Here is a 15,536-nt window from a genome sequence, read left to right on the forward strand (position 1 = left end):
AGATCGTAATTAATATTTTCTTACGTGTTGCTTACGACGTAAAACTAAAAGAACAACTGAAACTACGATCATTATTCCTCCAACAATCATATATAACAATACTCCCTTACCTCCTGTTCCAGGCAAACCATACTCCTTTTGAACAGTATTTGTGATTGTTATATTCCCATTATTGTTAGCAGAGTATGTTGTATCATAACCCTTAACTACATCTTCACTAACAGTATAATCTATCTTTTTGTCATTACTTGTATATTCTGGTAAATTAGTAAATTCATGCATCCAATTTCCATTTGCATCAGCAACAATCGTCGTAGTTTGAATAACTTCACCATCTGCTAATAGGTTAACGACAATAGATTGTGGACGTTTTTTATATTTATCATTGTAATCATCCCACACTTTTGTCACTTTGACACTGGTTCTAGTTGGCGTTGAATTTTTCGTTGTATTGGTTTTAACTTCATTGTCTCCAGATGCTACTTGGGCTGTGTTCTCAATCAATTTATCATTAGCATCATCATTAACTTTCACTTTAAAGGACACCTTGAAGATTTCGCCGTTAGCAACATTCTTTGTCCAAGTAATCTTACCATTAGTGAATGTTCCCTCATTGTCTACCGAGTCTTCAATATAAGTGGTGTACTTAGGAATAGTATCTGTTATAGTAACATCACGTGACTCTCCAGTTGTGTTCTGGTAAGTTACTGTGTAAGTTAGAACCTGCCCCCACTGAACTTTTTCACCATCAATACTAATATTTGAATCATTTACAACATCTTTTTTAGGTTTTTTAGGCGTTGGATTATTAGTTGGATTGGTATCCACATCCATTAATCCATCACTCACATGCCCAGTGTTGATAATTTCCTCACCATCAACGTTCTCGTTTACTCTTACTTTAAATGTAACTACGAAGGTCTCATCCTTCAAAACTCTTTTTACCCAAGTAAGTTTACCATCAGCATATGCACCACTATTATCTGCAGAATTATCTACATAGGTTGTTAGCTTTGGAATAGTATCTGTTATAGTAACATCACGATCACTATCAGTTGTATTGGTATATTTTATAGTATAGGTTAAAACATCTCCCGGTTGGACGGCTTTACCATTAATCGTTGTACCTGAATCATTTTGAACATCTTTAACAGGTTTGGTATATTCTTCAATAACCCATTTCCCAATAAAATGAGCGTCTTTGTTATTGATAACCTCAGAATTTTTATCATATCCCTTAAAGACCCAATTACCTTCAGGAACGCTGACTTTTGTAATACCATTTTTGGGTTGATCCGGTGTCACGGTTGTTCCATTTGGAATATTTAATTGATCCGCTGGTAATAAATCTAGAACGGCTTGTGGTAACGTTTTATCTGGTGTACCACTGATAAATTCATGCGTTTTCTTATATAAAACCTTTGTCGTAACAGTGTTTGAGTGAGACGGAACATTGTCTATCTCTTGAGTAACACGGTTCTCAATTTCTGTACCGTTTTGGAGAATTTTGTCATTTGTTACCGTCTTATAGGTAATCGTATAATTCTGGCCACCATTGCCTCGTTTTAGATGTTTTTGATCAATAGTAACTGTCACCTTTTGTTTCTCAACCGTTACAGTATAATCCGTTCCTTCCGTTAAGGTCTGTCCTTCAAGCTGAACAGTCAGACTCTTATAGTCTAATCGTTCATCAAAAGTATCAATCATCTTCATGGAAGTTAAGTCATCGATAACATCCTTACCTGGAACCGGCATCTTGTATTTAGTTGTATACGTCAACTCCTGACCAACTACTGGTGTAATAGCGTTTTTATCTACTTCTTTTGTAGGCGGTGTAGAGGGCACCTCAGTGTAGAACCCAAAGAGTCCACCACACACAGCCGTTGTTCCATAAGAAAAGGACATTTTATTATCTACTGAACGAACTGCAAGACCCGTTATATTATGCTCATTCCAATCCCCACTTGTTCCAGCAGGGTTTGTAGGTAACCATGTTGTTTTATTCCCACTAGTAGACTCGTTAAGATTGTTGGCGTTATTCTCCACTATCTTATCAATCGTATTGTCAATATTATATAACGAGAATGACTCTTTTAGACCCCTACTAATAACATCAATATCAGAAGGGTTCATAACCATCTTTAAATCACAAGGCGTGCCATCCTGATATCTCAACTCAGCTGTTACATTAGCATCGAACCAATAAGTTTGATACATATCATGAGTGACGGTAGGATGAGAAGGATAGATATAATCCATTATTTGGATTGATTTCGTCCCCCAATTTTCGTCCACTGTTAAAAAAGGGACAACTGTTTTTGCGTTGTTATTATAATCACCATTTTTAGATGCAAGGTGTGTTGTCACACTATTAACGGTGATATATACATCTACAACCTTATCATAAACTGTACCTGCATTAGTAAACTTCAAAGCAAGTGGTTCTGAAAAATCCTGATTTTCCTTTGTTTTATCTACCTTTAATGAAAATACTGTACTATTCTTCCAGTTACCATTAGCTGGCACAACATCCTTTACTACTGAGCCATTTTGACTCAAAATTTCCATATTTTCCTGTCTCAAAGCGAACTGATATAAATTGATATTAGATAAATCGATATCATTCCTACTCCTTGTTAGAGCAGACGAGCTCTCTAATGGAAATATTATACATAAAAGACTGATGATTGTAATAAAAAACAATACAGCTTTTTTGTACACTCTCTTCATCATAGTGTGGAGTTCCTCCCTTTTTATATCCAAAAAATTTAGCTTATCCTTAAATATTTTACATTATTTCACTTTAAAAATCAATATAAGTAAAAAATTAAATTTATATATATATTGAGATGTTTTAACAGAAAAGGTGATGATTATACTGACTTACTCTTCTTGATTCCGTTTGAGGGAAAAGTGGTCTGGGACGGGGTCCTTACCTGTTTTCGACCAAGGATGGCATCGGAAAATTCGAGCCAAGCCCATCAGAACACCCTTGAAGCCATGTTTTTCAATAGCCTGAATCATGTAGTTGGAACAAGTCGGCTCAAAGCGACAAGAGGGTGGAAAGGCTGGTGAGATAAAACGTTGGTAAAAGCGTACTGGCGCTATTAAGATGCGTTTCATTATTTCTTGGTTACAGCCATAGTGTGTAGTTGGCTGATTTCTTTTTTATTAAGGCGACGGGATTCTCCTGGACGAAGACCTGTCAAGTCTAAGTGTCCAAAACGTGTCCGAGACAGTTTATCAACTTGAAGACCGACGGCTTCAAACATCTTTTTAACCTGATGGTTACGCCCTTCATGGATAGTCAACTGTACCACAGAGCGGTTTTTGACTGGATCCACTTTGAGAATTTCATAAACAGCTGGCTTGGTTTTCTTGCCATCAATCTCAAGACCGCGGGTCAAGGGGCGGAGATTGTCCTTATTAGCCACACCTTTAACACGCGCGACATAGACCTTGTCAATCTCATTACGGGGGTGAATCATCTCGTCTGTAAAGTCCCCATCATTGGTTAAAATCAAGACACCTGATGTATCCCAGTCCAAACGTCCAACTGGGTAAATACGTTCTTTGACATTAGGCAAGAGATCTACAACAGTCTTGCGGCCCTTGTCGTCTGTCACACTGGAAATCACTCCGCGTGGTTTGTTAAGCAAATAGTAGACCTTTTCTTCGTTGTAGATGGGCTGGCCTTCCACTTCGACCTTGTCACCAGACTTGATGGTCGTCGCTAGTTCACGCACCACTTGGCCGTTGACGGTTACCAAGCCTTGCTTGATCAACTCTTCTGCTTTTCTCCTACTGGCCACACCTGCGTGGGCAATATACTTATTGATTCTCATCTTCTTCTATCCTTTCACCAAATAATTGGCTTTCTTGGGCTTGAATCTCAAGCTCATCAATCACTGGCAGTTCTTCCAAATGGTTAATCCCCATGTAATCTAGGAAATAATCCGTAGTCACATAGAGGTTGGGGCGGCCCAACACTTCTTTCTTTCCATCTTCTCTTATCAATTCAAAAGCTTGTAGCTTAGCTAGAGCTCCACTAGAATTAACCCCACGAATAGCATCAATCTCAATTCGGGTAATCGGCTGCTTGTAGGCAATGATGGACAAGGTTTCAAGAGCAGCCCGAGACAAACTTTGGTTGATGGGTGCCTTGGAGTATTCCTTCAAAATCGCTGCAAATTGAGGCTTGGTGACCAATCTGTATGCGCCACCTGTCTCAATCAGAGACAAGCTCGAATCTTGGTCTTTTTCATACTTCTGGGCTAATTTTTCTAAACTCTGTTGGATGCCTGTCGGTGGAAGTGAGAGGAGTTCAGCCAACTGGCGAACTCGAATCCCATCTTCACCTGCTACAAATAAGAGCGCTTCTATTTCTGCTAAAGTACTCATCTTTCCTCTCTATCAAGTCTAGCTTTGTGCCTCTTGATTTTCTTCCTTCTTTTCCATAAGATAGATATCTCCGAAACTCTCCTCTTGCACGAGGATTAATTCCTGAGTTTTGATTAACTCTAGGGTTGCCAAAAAGAGGGTAATAACCTCTTGAACATTCTGGGCTTCCTTAAACAAATCCTGCAAACGCAACTGGTTTCGTCCAGTCAAGGACTCTTTTACGATGACCATCATGTCCTCAATCTTATACTCATCGCGCAGGATGGTCGTGTGGTTCTGAGCGAACTCCTCTTTTTTCTTGGCTAGGATATTTGAAAAAGCCAAAAAGAGGTCAATGGTCGTCTTGTCATGTACAAGTTCTGCTTCCTCGTAAATCAACTCTGTTGGCGCTTTGGAGTAGTACTGAGCCCGATCTTGGTGCTTAGCCTCCAAGTGCTCACCCAAGAGCTTGAACTTGCGGTATTCTTCGATTTGGGAGAGAAGGTCCTGCTCCAGGTCATCCTCCAAGTCTGTCACTTCTGCTACTTTTGGCAAGAGCTTGCGGCTCTTGATCAGCATCAGCTGACTGGCCATAACCATATACTCGCCCGTTACTTCCAGACGCATGGCCTGCAGAGTTGAGACATAGGCTAGATACTGTTCGATAACTTCTGTAATGGGCACATCGTAGATATCCATCTGGTACTTAGAAACCAAGTGCAAGAGCAGGTCCAGGGGCCCTTCAAAATCTTTTAATTTAATATCCATTATCTATATTTTTCTAAGGTCAGGACTGTTTTTAATCCTAATTTTTTTGCAATTTCGTACAAATCGACCTTGTTTTCTATCTGTCTTAGAATGAACTGTTCCCGTAGGGCTTGGGCTGATAGTTCTGGGAAACCTTTCTCCTTGACAAAGGACTCCAGCTGACGAAAGGCCCACTGACGAGAATAGGCTTTCCCTCCCCTTTCAAAGAGATAGGTCTGCCCCATCAAGGGTTCCAATTCTGAAAGCAAGGTCCTAGGAATGGCTACAATCCTCTGTTGGGAAGCCTTGTTAATTCGCAATACCTGAAAATCCAGATTGATATCTGCAACCTTAAGGGCTAAAATCTCACTTGGTAAGAGTCCTAGCTCCAAGATAAGAAGCGCCAGCAAGCGTCCTTCTGGATAATTACTTTCCTGCCAAAAAGAGTCTAAATTTAGAATCTCTGGCTTTTCAGTCTTCTTTTCAGCTTGTTTGGCTAATTCCAGACGGTAAAAACTGTCCACTTCACCTTTTTGATAGAGAAAGTAGAGAAATTGGTTACAGGCCGAAAGTTTTCGCTTCTGGGCGCTGATTTTTAGATTGGCTAGCTGGCCTTGGTAAATCTTGAGACTGGTCTCAGAGATTCGCTCCCCTACCATATCTAAAAATTGCTCCAGATCATACCTGTAAGACTGCTTTGAATTGGCAGACAAGCCCTGCTTTTTCTCTAAAAAGGCTGAAATGCTATCTCTCATTTGCATCGAATCTCATATTCCTTACTAAAGTCGTGCAAGAGGGCATTAACTGCCTTTAGGATGGACTTACGCGTGATGATTCCTTGGAAAATTCCTTCATCATCTACCACTGGCAAGAAGGGTTCATCTACCAGTTTATGGAGGACTTCAGTGATGTTATAGTCTGGAGCGACGACTGCCACATCTGTCTTGGTCATATTGACGATGTCTGTCGTTGCCATCTGTTCATCCGTCAAACCTTGCTCCATTTGATAAGCCAAAATGTCTCTCAGACCAATGGTTCCGACAAAGCGTTTGTCAAAAGTCACAACAGGGATACGGGTATAGGTGATTTGACTCAATACCAAAATTGCATGGTCAGCGTTATGGGTATCAATCAAGGCTGCTAGATTCTCAGCAGGGGTAAGAAAAGTCTCTTCCTGCTCCAATAAAAATGCTTCAAATTCCTTGGCAATCATCGAGCAAACTCCTTGGACAGACCTGGATAAACCTCATGATCACGTGTCAAAAAGTCTACTTTAAAATAGCTGTCATCAATCTCCACACGGGCATAGAGGCATTCTCTGATGGTTCCTCGTGGTTGGCTGATGGATCCTGGATTTAAAAAGAGTGTTTTGCCTTCCATCCAAGCATTTGGCACATGTAAGTGACCATAAAGACAGATGTCCGCTTCTTCTTCCTGAGCCCAGTAGTCCAACTTTTGAAAGTTGAAATTGATATCAAACAAGTGTCCATGGGTCTGGATGATTTTGGTCGGACCAAGTTGAGTCACCAAACGTTCTGGATAACCAGCATAAAAGTCCATGTTGCCTTTGACGACATGGATGCCCTCCCAGAGCGGAGAGTCTGGACGGAGTTCTGAGTCACCATCGTGAAAAATGGCATCAACTTTACCTAGATAGCGGTCACGAATTTCTTCCACAATCAAGCTATCGCCATGTGAGTCACTCATTACAATGATGGTTTGCTTTGCCATGATGGAAATACCTCCAAAAGTTTCTTAACGGCTAAGGCACGGTGAGATTGGCTATTTTTTTCTTCAAGGGTTAATTCGGCTGCTGACTTGCCTGTCTCTCCCACAAGGAAAAGGGGATCATATCCAAAGCCATTTTCGCCCTTGGGTTCAAAGTTAATATAACCTGGCCAGTCAGCTTCAACAACCAAGCTTTCCTTGTTTGGACTAGCTACGACTAGGGTTGTGTGGAACTGTGCTGAACGGTCCTTGAGTTCAAAGACCATGGCCAATTCGTGCAAGAGCTTGGCATTGTTTTCACGGTCAGTTGCTCCCACACCTGCAAAACGGGCTGACCAGACTCCTGGCAAACCGCCGAGGACATCGACTTTGAGACCTGAGTCATCTGCTAGCACCATCTTGCCTGTTAATTGGGAAATAGTTTCTGCTTTAAGTCGAGCATTTTCTTCAAAGGTCATACCAGTTTCGGCTACTTCAGGCAGATCTGGATAGTCATTGAGATTTTCCACGTCGTAGCCTAACTTGTCAAAGATAGCTCGGAATTCCTTGGTCTTGCCTTCGTTACGAGTCGCAATGAGCAGAGTTTCTCTAACCTTGCTAGTTTCAAAGAAGGCTTCTACATCGACTCCTTCTTTAGGCAATTCTACATGCAGGAGTTGCCCATTTTCAACAAAGAGCAGGGCTCCCTGACGTTGGATGACTTCTAGATTGCGGCCTGCTTCGGCATTTAAAATCTCAACGATAAAGGAGAGCAGACGGAAGTTAGAAGACCAGCGCATCACCGTTATCGTAATCGGAAAGCCATTTTCCTCATCACGAAAAATCCGAGCCAAATCCATAAAATCAAGATTAAGCGGATCTTTGATGAGGCTGTAGATGCCTCCATAGACATCCCAGACACCGACATACCAGTCCTGGTCATCCTTGTATTCATAAATTTTATTTGTCATAAAGTTACATGCTCCACATGAATCTCTTTTTCCAGCCATTCTGCTCCAATCTGGGCAAAACTTTGGCTATTGGCTGTTGTGTAAAAACGATGTTGAAGAGGTCCCGCATCTCGGCTACGATTGATTTCAAAATAGTTAAGCAAAACCGAGATATCCCGCACACACTCTGCCCCACTATCGATGAGCTGAACCTTTGGTCCCATAACATTTTGGATGATGGGGCGAAGGAGTGGGTAATGGGTACAACCCAAAATCAGGCTATCCACCTTTCCAACCAAGGGACGCAGAGTTTCATAGACCACTTTCTTGGTAACACTGGTTGACAGGGCACCAGACTCCACCAAGGGAGCAAACTTGGGACAGGCCAAACTCTCCACCTGTAAATCCGGATCCAGATCATGGATTTTCTGACGGTAGATATCTGATTGGACCGTCATGGGGGTTCCAATTACTCCGATTTTCCCACCTTGGCTGGACTTGATGGCTGCCGAAGCTCCTGGCAAAATCACACCTAGAACGGGAATGTCTAGTTGAGCCTTGATTTCTTCCCAGACGACCGCAGTCGCAGTATTACAAGCAATGACAATCATTTTGACATCCTTGGTCAAGAGAAAGTTGACCAACTGCCAAGTATATTCACGAATTTGCTCAGCAGGACGGGGACCATAGGGCGCCCGTGCCGAATCTCCAATATAGACGATTTCTTCATGGGGAAGCTGGCGCATGAGCTCACGAACAACGGTCAAGCCCCCGACACCCGAATCCAAAAAACCAATTGGTCGATTATCCATACAGTCTTCTTTCTAGTCTTTTTTCTGATTGATAGTTCATCATGATTCCTTGTCCTGAAGGAACTAACCGACAGCTTGATAGAATGTCAACTGCCTCTCTCTTAATCATAATCAAATATCAATAGAATGCAAGGAAAAAGTCTTATCCTTGAGAACTATTGAACATAGTGAGAAGTCTGGAACTTTCATCCCAGACTTTTCCTATTTATTTCTTTTTATTGTTAGCAAGGGCTGCTTTTTGTTGGCGAATGATTTGGTGGTAAACTTGTTGTACCTTGGCTTCACTTGGTTTTTGACCATTTGCGCTCAAAAGAGCACGAACTGCCTCAGCGTTCAAACGTGGGTTGTCCGCAAATTCTTTTTCAATTTGCTTGCGAACCAAATACATACCTCCAAGAGCTCCTCCTAGAAAAGCTAGCACAATCAAGACAATTGCTAAAAGTAAGTCCATTCTTTTTCTCCTGTTTCTTTTTGAGTCTTCTATATTATACCACAAAGTGGCTTTTCTGACTAGTTTGTTTTACGCTTTCAGGGATGGAGTTAAGCCAATTCTAAGCTAGTCTTACATTCAGAATGAACTATGAAATTACGAATAATCCCCTCTTTACTCTACTATTTTAAGAAAAAACAACAACAAATATGACTCTTGCTAAAAAGCTATTGACAAATGCTAGATGACCAGTAGAATGGGAGGTAAATAGAAACAAAAATATAGGGATTTGCTTTACAAAATGTAAACGGTTCCAAATGCTAAAGGAGATTTCTATGGATAAAAGATTTTGGGAGAAATCCTGTCGCTATAGCATCCGCAAGCTGACGGTTGGGACTGCTTCTGTTTTACTGGGAGCTGTTTTTCTAGTCAACCACACTGTAGCCGCAGACAGTGTTGAGGTCAAGCAAACTGAACCAACCTCTGTCGAAGCTATCACTAAGCCTGATAGCGAACCCAAAGCAGCTGAAGCTACTGAAACTACAAATCCGTCTCTAGCCGAGAATCCCGTTGTTTCCGAAAGCAAGCCAGCTGAGGAGGCTCAGAAGACAAATAGTCAAGCTAGTGAAGAAGCCGTTGTAGAAGCTAAAGAAAAGAAGGAACCTGAAAAAGCAGATCAGCCGGTGACAAAGCAAGAGAACTATCAACTCAACTACGATCAGCCAACAGCTCCCTCCTATGACGGATGGGAAAAGCAAGCCCTTCCTGTCGGAAACGGAGAGATGGGAGCCAAGGTATTTGGCCTAATTGGCGAAGAGAGAATCCAGTACAACGAAAAGACCCTCTGGTCAGGAGGACCACAACCCGATAGCACCGACTATAACGGAGGAAACTACAAGGATCGCTACAAGGTCTTGGCTGAGATTCGTAAAGCCCTCGAAGCTGGTGACCGCCAAAAAGCTAAACAGCTCGCTGAACAAAATCTAGTTGGACCAAACAACGCCCAGTATGGACGTTACCTAGCCTTTGGAGATATCTTCATGGTCTTTAATAACCAGAAGAAAGGACTAGACACTGTAACTGATTATCACCGTAATCTGGATATCACTGAAGCCACTACGACCACTTCTTACACCCAAGATGGGACGACCTTCAAACGCGAAAACTTCTCCAGTTATCCTGATGATGTCACTGTGACCCACTTGACTAAAAAAGGAAACAAGACACTTGACTTTACCCTTTGGAACAGTTTGACAGAAGACTTGCTTGCTAATGGCAACTACTCTTGGGAATATTCCAACTATAAGAATGGTCATGTCACTACAGATGCAAACGGAATCCTTCTAAAGGGAACTGTCAAAGATAACGGCCTCCAATTTGCATCCTATCTAGGAATTAAAACGGACGGAAAGGTGACTGTTCAGGACGAAACTCTGACCGTTACAGGCGCAAGTTATGCAACCCTCTATCTCAGTGCCAAGACTAACTTTGCTCAGAATCCAAAAACCAACTATCGAAAAGACATTGACCTCGAAAAAACAGTTAAAGGGATTGTCGAAGCAGCTAAGGCCAAAGACTACAAGATACTGAAAAAGGCCCATATCAAAGACTATCAAAGTCTCTTTAACCGCGTTAAACTAAACCTAGGCGGAAACAAGACTGCTCAAACGACGAAAGAGGCCCTTCAAGGCTATAACCCAGAAAAAGGGCAAAAATTGGAAGAACTCTTCTTCCAATACGGACGTTATCTACTCATCAGTTCGTCTCGTGATCGGACAGATGCCCTTCCTGCAAACCTACAAGGAGTCTGGAATGCTGTAGATAATCCACCTTGGAACGCTGACTATCACCTCAATGTCAATTTGCAAATGAACTATTGGCCAGCCTACATGAGCAACCTTGCTGAAACAGCCAAGCCAATGATCAATTACATTGATGACATGCGCTACTATGGTCGTATCGCTGCTAAGGAATACGCAGGTATCGAATCCAAAGACGGACAAGAAAATGGTTGGCTGGTCCACACCCAAGCAACACCATTTGGCTGGACTACTCCAGGCTGGAATTACTATTGGGGTTGGTCTCCAGCTGCTAATGCTTGGATGATGCAAAACGTCTATGATTACTACAAGTTCACCAAGGATGAGACCTATCTCAAAGAAAAGATTTACCCAATGCTCAAGGAAACAGCTAAGTTCTGGAACTCCTTCTTGCACTATGACCAGGCCAGCGACCGTTGGGTATCTTCTCCATCCTACTCACCAGAACACGGGACCATCACCATCGGAAATACCTTTGACCAATCACTAGTCTGGCAGCTATTCCACGACTACATGGAAGTCGCCAACCATCTGAATGTCGACCAAGACTTAGTCACAGAGGTCAAGGCTAAATTTGACAAACTAAAACCACTTCACATCAACAAAGAGGGGCGTATCAAGGAATGGTACGAGGAGGACAGCCCCCAATTCACAAATGAAGGGATTGAAAATCACCACCGTCACGTTTCCCATCTAGTTGGTCTCTTCCCAGGTACGCTCTTTAGCAAGGACCAGGCTGAATACCTAGAGGCTGCGCGTGCTACCTTGAACCACCGTGGAGATGGTGGTACGGGTTGGTCTAAGGCCAATAAAATCAACCTCTGGGCTCGTTTGCTGGACGGTAACCGTGCCCATCGCTTGCTCGCTGAACAGCTCAAGTATTCAACCCTAGAAAACCTTTGGGATACCCACGCACCTTTCCAAATCGACGGCAACTTTGGAGCAACCAGCGGGATGGCAGAAATGCTCCTCCAATCACACACTGGCTATATCGCCCCACTGCCAGCCCTTCCTGATGCTTGGAAAGACGGTCAGGTTTCTGGCTTGGTTGCTCGAGGAAACTTTGAAGTCAGCATGAAGTGGAAAGATAAAAACCTGCAAAGCTTGTCCTTCCTTTCAAATGTCGGTGGAGACCTGGTTGTAGATTACCCAAATATCGAAACCAGCCAAATCAAGGTCAATGGCAAACCAGTCAAGGCAACTGTGCTTAAAGATAATCGTATCCAGCTTGCAACGCAAAAAGGTGACGTCATTACCTTTGAACACTTCCCTGGTCGTGTAACCAGTCTGACAGCCGTTCGACAAAATGGTGTCACCGCCGAACTTACCTTCAACCAAGTAGAAGGCGCTACCCACTATGTCATCCAAAGACAAGTGAAAGACGAAAATGGTCAAACCTCTGCGACCAGAGAATTTGTAACCAATCAAACCCACTTTATTGACCGATCACTCAATCCTCAACATGCCTACACCTATACTGTCAAGGCTATGCTGGGCGAGCTTGCCACACAAGTTTCTGAACAGGCCACTGTCGAAACCTATAGCGAGTTGATGGACGACCGAGATAGCCGCATCCAGTACGGAGCTGCCTTTGGAAACTGGGCAGACTCAGAATTATTTGGAGGAACAGAGAAATTTGCTGACCTTTCAAAAGGAGACTACACAGACGAAGACATCACTGCTACCATTCCTTTCACTGGCGTTGGTATCGAAATCTATGGACTGAAATCGTCTGAACTAGGTCTTGCCACTGCTAAAATTGACGGCAAAGAAGTCGGCGAGCTTGACTTCCATACTGCTGGAGCAACTGAAAAAGGCAGTCTCATTGGTCGCTTCTCAGGATTATCTGACGGACCTCACACATTGACTCTTCGTGTTAAACGTGAGCACAAAGGACGTGGTAGTGAGCGCTCGAAAATTTCATTAGACTACTTCAAGATTCTAGCAGGAACAGGCAATACGATTGAAAAAATGGATGATCGTGATTCGCGTATCCAGTATGGTTCCCAGTTTAAGGACTGGTCTGACCCTGAACTCTACGGTGGTACGGAAAAATACGCTGATATTAACAACAGCGACTCTAGTGCAGCTTCAGAAGCTCAGGCAACCATTTCCTTTACAGGGACGGGCATTCGTATCTATGGCTTGAAGAGCCTTGCCCTTGGACAAGCACGTGTTACACTAGATGGCAAAGAAATGCCAAGTCTAGACTTCTACACTTCAGGTGCAACTGAAAAGAGAGCTTTTATTGGCGAATTTACAAACCTTACTGACGGTCCGCACACCCTGACATTACAAGTTGATCCAGATTCGCCAGAAGGTCGCAAGAAAATCTCTCTAGACTCCTTTGATATCATCAAAGCCCCTGCTGTTGGTATAGATAGCCCAAGTATCGCTTCTCTTAAGGAGAATGACAAAACCATTTCCTTAAGCCTACCAGCTGGAGATTGGGAAGCCATCGCAGTGACCTTCCCAGGTGTCAAAAATCCTCTAGTTTTGCGTAAGGTGGATGAAACACATCTGGTTACAAGTGGAGATCAGACTATCCTATCAATCCAAGACAATCAAGTTCAAATCCCAATCCCTGACGAAACCAATCGCAAAGCTGGAAATGCCATTGAAGCATATGCTATTCAAGGAACTACCACTAGCAGTCCTGTCGTAGCCGTCTTTACTAAAAAAGATGAAAAGAAAGTTGATGAGAAGCAGCCAACTACAAGCAAGGGGGACGAACCAGCTCCAACTGTTGAAATTCCGGAATATACTGATCCTATCGGAACGGCAGGGCAAGAGGAACCGCCTACAGTTGAGAAACCTGAATACAATAAACCTATCGGAACGGCGGGGCAAGAGGAACCGCCTATCGTAGAAATTCCTGAATACACTGAGCCTATCGGGACTGCAGGGCAAGAAGTACCGCCCACTGTAGAAAAGCCTGAATACACCGAACCTATCGGAACGGCGTGGCAAGAGGAAGCTCCTACTGTTGAAAAACCTGAGTACAATAAACCTATCGGGACTAGCGGGGATCAGACCGCTCCAACCCTTAGACTTCCTGACTATCCAGTTCAAGTCTTGAAAGATAAGGAAACTGGAGTAGAAATCATCGGTGGAACCAACGACTTAGAAGGAATTTCTCACGTTTCTAGTCGACGTGTCCTAGCTCAAGAACTCTTTGGCAAGACCTATGATGCTTACGACCTACAGCTTAAAAATCCAACCAATCATAGCTTGCAGCCAAAAGGCTCTGTCTTGGTTCGCTTGCCTATTTCAGCTAGAGTAGAAAATATCTACTACATCACTCCGACCAAGGAGTTGCAAGCCCTTGATTTCACCGTTCGAGAAGAAAAGGTAGAATTCATCACTAATCATTTCAGTACCTATGCTGTCGTCTATCAAGCTACTGGAACAAGCTCTAACACTGAGGAAAAACCAAGTGTTTCAGATACAGAAACCTTGGCACACGAGGCTGAACAACTTTCAGCTAGTCCGAGCCTTGCGAAAACTGGAAATCATTCTCCTAAAGAACAACTTCCAGCGACAGGAGAAGCGTCCAACCCACTCCTATTCTTAGCAGGACTCAGCCTAGCCCTTACAGCCACTTTTATGTTAAAAGGAAGAAAGGATGACTCCAACTAACCTTTAAGCACACAAAAACAGGATGAAGATCACCTTCATCCTGTTTTATTTTGTCATCAAAAGTTAGTTTTACAGTAGGTATAAAAAGGCTAGGGTCAAGAGACTTGCTAGAAGCCCAACTCCCCAAAAGAAGAAGTCAACCTTCCACTCGCTCCAAGGATTGCCCTTGCCTGAGAATCCTCCAAGCTCAAAATGGTGGTGGACAGGTGTCATACGGAAAATACGCTTTCCACCACTAAGTTTGAAGTAGGTAACCTGCATCATAACAGAGCTTGTCTCAAAGACATAGATAATCCCAATCAGTAAAAGCGTCCATTCTTGGTGAAGGGCCATAGAGATTGCTGCCAGCATCCCACCTAGAGCCAAACTTCCCACATCTCCCATGAAAACCTTGGCAGGCTTGTGATTAAAGACGAAGAAGCCTAGCAAACCACCAATCATGGCAAGAATCACAAGAAGGATATCCAGTTGATTTTGCATATAAGCAATCACACCGTAGGCCGATAAGCTAATCACCACTAAAATACTTGCTAAGCCGTCAATCCCGTCCGTCAGATTCACCGCATTTGAAAAACCAACTAGCCAGAAAAGGGCAAAGAAAATATAGAAAATACCCAAGTGCACTTGGTAGCCAAAAACTGAAAGCATATCGCCCCCACGCTCATAAAAGAGGTAGAAAATCACTCCTCCAAGCAACTGGAGAGCAAGCTTTTGTTTAGGATTCAATCCTTCGTTGATCTTACGGAAAATTTTGAGGAAATCATCCAAAAAACCTACCAAACCATACAAAACCAAGATAAACAAAACCATGCCTACATTGTTGGTCAATTGTTGGGTAAAGAGAGCGACAAGGAAGCTCACAACAACTGCAACGATCAGGAAGACAAGACCTCCCATGGTCGGAGTCCCAGCTTTAGCTTGGTGTTGCTTGACATCCTCGTGCATCTGCTGACCTGTAATCTGTGCTTTTCGATAAAATCGGATAAAGGCTGGAATACCTATCAAGGTCAATAGAAAGGCCAGAATTCCAGCACTAATGGAACTAATCATC

Annotated in this window: 13 protein-coding genes; 1 reads left to right on the forward strand and 12 read right to left on the reverse strand. The window is 42.9% G+C overall.

The genetic code is table 11. The annotated features are described in order from the left end of the window. Window positions 1-9 precede the first annotated feature (9 nt). The 11 genes from PG086_RS08660 to PG086_RS08710 all read right to left on the reverse strand — a co-directional run bounded on the left by PG086_RS08660 (window position 10) and on the right by PG086_RS08710 (window position 9,047). Complete coding sequence (locus PG086_RS08660) at window positions 10-2,733, reverse strand: Sgo0707 family adhesin (RefSeq protein WP_270748648.1); 2,724 nt, start codon at window positions 2,731-2,733, stop codon at window positions 10-12. Between the two features lie 150 nt (window positions 2,734-2,883). Then, on the reverse strand, window positions 2,884-3,123 hold the full coding sequence (gene yidD, locus PG086_RS08665; RefSeq protein WP_167266474.1) for a membrane protein insertion efficiency factor YidD: 240 nt from the start codon (window positions 3,121-3,123) through the stop codon (window positions 2,884-2,886). Beyond that, window positions 3,123-3,845 (reverse strand): pseudouridine synthase, encoded by a 723-nt coding sequence (locus PG086_RS08670; protein ID WP_001222228.1) that lies wholly within the window; start codon window positions 3,843-3,845, stop codon window positions 3,123-3,125. Before PG086_RS08670 ends, yidD begins: the two co-directional genes overlap by 1 nt. Next, a complete protein-coding gene (scpB, locus tag PG086_RS08675; RefSeq protein ID WP_000105285.1) occupies window positions 3,832-4,401 on the reverse strand; it encodes an SMC-Scp complex subunit ScpB in 570 nt (189 codons plus the stop codon). The genes PG086_RS08670 and scpB overlap by 14 nt, the downstream gene beginning before the upstream one ends. A gap of 18 nt (window positions 4,402-4,419) precedes the next feature. Beyond that, window positions 4,420-5,148 carry a segregation/condensation protein A gene (locus PG086_RS08680; RefSeq protein ID WP_167266471.1) on the reverse strand — a complete coding sequence of 243 codons (729 nt, stop codon included), beginning with the start codon at window positions 5,146-5,148 and terminating at the stop codon, window positions 4,420-4,422. After that, window positions 5,148-5,882 carry a site-specific tyrosine recombinase XerD gene (gene xerD / locus PG086_RS08685; RefSeq protein WP_333558142.1) on the reverse strand — a complete coding sequence of 245 codons (735 nt, stop codon included), beginning with the start codon at window positions 5,880-5,882 and terminating at the stop codon, window positions 5,148-5,150. Before xerD ends, PG086_RS08680 begins: the two co-directional genes overlap by 1 nt. Next, complete coding sequence (gene cbpB, locus PG086_RS08690) at window positions 5,879-6,340, reverse strand: cyclic-di-AMP-binding protein CbpB (RefSeq protein WP_000560696.1); 462 nt, start codon at window positions 6,338-6,340, stop codon at window positions 5,879-5,881. The genes xerD and cbpB overlap by 4 nt, the downstream gene beginning before the upstream one ends. Beyond that, a complete protein-coding gene (locus tag PG086_RS08695; RefSeq protein WP_001118944.1) occupies window positions 6,337-6,858 on the reverse strand; it encodes a metallophosphoesterase in 522 nt (173 codons plus the stop codon). Before PG086_RS08695 ends, cbpB begins: the two co-directional genes overlap by 4 nt. Beyond that, window positions 6,834-7,844, reverse strand: a complete 1,011-nt coding sequence (locus PG086_RS08700; RefSeq protein ID WP_420235662.1) for a nucleoside-triphosphate diphosphatase — start codon at window positions 7,842-7,844, stop codon at window positions 6,834-6,836. The genes PG086_RS08695 and PG086_RS08700 overlap by 25 nt, the downstream gene beginning before the upstream one ends. Then, on the reverse strand, window positions 7,802-8,596 hold the full coding sequence (gene racE, locus PG086_RS08705) for a glutamate racemase (protein ID WP_000370379.1): 795 nt from the start codon (window positions 8,594-8,596) through the stop codon (window positions 7,802-7,804). Before racE ends, PG086_RS08700 begins: the two co-directional genes overlap by 43 nt. A gap of 205 nt (window positions 8,597-8,801) precedes the next feature. Beyond that, a complete protein-coding gene (locus PG086_RS08710) occupies window positions 8,802-9,047 on the reverse strand; it encodes a YneF family protein (protein ID WP_000364986.1) in 246 nt (81 codons plus the stop codon). Window positions 9,048-9,361: 314 nt separating this feature from the next. Here PG086_RS08710 and PG086_RS08715 point away from each other — a divergent pair, with 314 nt between their 5' ends. Next, complete coding sequence (locus PG086_RS08715; protein ID WP_270748661.1) at window positions 9,362-14,485, forward strand: SIALI-17 repeat-containing surface protein; 5,124 nt, start codon at window positions 9,362-9,364, stop codon at window positions 14,483-14,485. A gap of 69 nt (window positions 14,486-14,554) precedes the next feature. Here PG086_RS08715 and mraY read toward each other — a convergent pair whose 3' ends face one another. Continuing rightward, complete coding sequence (mraY, locus tag PG086_RS08720) at window positions 14,555-15,535, reverse strand: phospho-N-acetylmuramoyl-pentapeptide-transferase (RefSeq protein ID WP_084853047.1); 981 nt, start codon at window positions 15,533-15,535, stop codon at window positions 14,555-14,557. Between the last annotated feature and the right edge of the window lies 1 nt (window position 15,536).

Source organism: Streptococcus halitosis (assembly GCF_027691175.1).
Lineage (GTDB): Bacteria > Bacillota > Bacilli > Lactobacillales > Streptococcaceae > Streptococcus > Streptococcus halitosis_A.

Bases quoted from the DNA above. Each gene is read 5' to 3' on its own strand.
- PG086_RS08660 (WP_270748648.1), bottom strand. From the start codon at position 2,733: ATGATGAAGAGAGTGTACAAAAAAGCTGTATTGTTTTTTATTACAATC.
- yidD (WP_167266474.1), bottom strand. From the start codon at position 3,123: ATGAAACGCATCTTAATAGCGCCAGTACGCTTTTACCAACGTTTTATC.
- PG086_RS08670 (WP_001222228.1), bottom strand. From the start codon at position 3,845: ATGAGAATCAATAAGTATATTGCCCACGCAGGTGTGGCCAGTAGGAGA.
- scpB (WP_000105285.1), bottom strand. From the start codon at position 4,401: ATGAGTACTTTAGCAGAAATAGAAGCGCTCTTATTTGTAGCAGGTGAA.
- PG086_RS08680 (WP_167266471.1), bottom strand. From the start codon at position 5,148: ATGGATATTAAATTAAAAGATTTTGAAGGGCCCCTGGACCTGCTCTTG.
- xerD (WP_333558142.1), bottom strand. From the start codon at position 5,882: ATGAGAGATAGCATTTCAGCCTTTTTAGAGAAAAAGCAGGGCTTGTCT.
- cbpB (WP_000560696.1), bottom strand. From the start codon at position 6,340: ATGATTGCCAAGGAATTTGAAGCATTTTTATTGGAGCAGGAAGAGACT.
- PG086_RS08695 (WP_001118944.1), bottom strand. From the start codon at position 6,858: ATGGCAAAGCAAACCATCATTGTAATGAGTGACTCACATGGCGATAGC.
- PG086_RS08700 (WP_420235662.1), bottom strand. From the start codon at position 7,844: ATGGCTGGAAAAAGAGATTCATGTGGAGCATGTAACTTTATGACAAAT.
- racE (WP_000370379.1), bottom strand. From the start codon at position 8,596: ATGGATAATCGACCAATTGGTTTTTTGGATTCGGGTGTCGGGGGCTTG.
- PG086_RS08710 (WP_000364986.1), bottom strand. From the start codon at position 9,047: ATGGACTTACTTTTAGCAATTGTCTTGATTGTGCTAGCTTTTCTAGGA.
- PG086_RS08715 (WP_270748661.1), top strand. From the start codon at position 9,362: ATGGATAAAAGATTTTGGGAGAAATCCTGTCGCTATAGCATCCGCAAG.
- mraY (WP_084853047.1), bottom strand. From the start codon at position 15,535: ATGATTAGTTCCATTAGTGCTGGAATTCTGGCCTTTCTATTGACCTTG.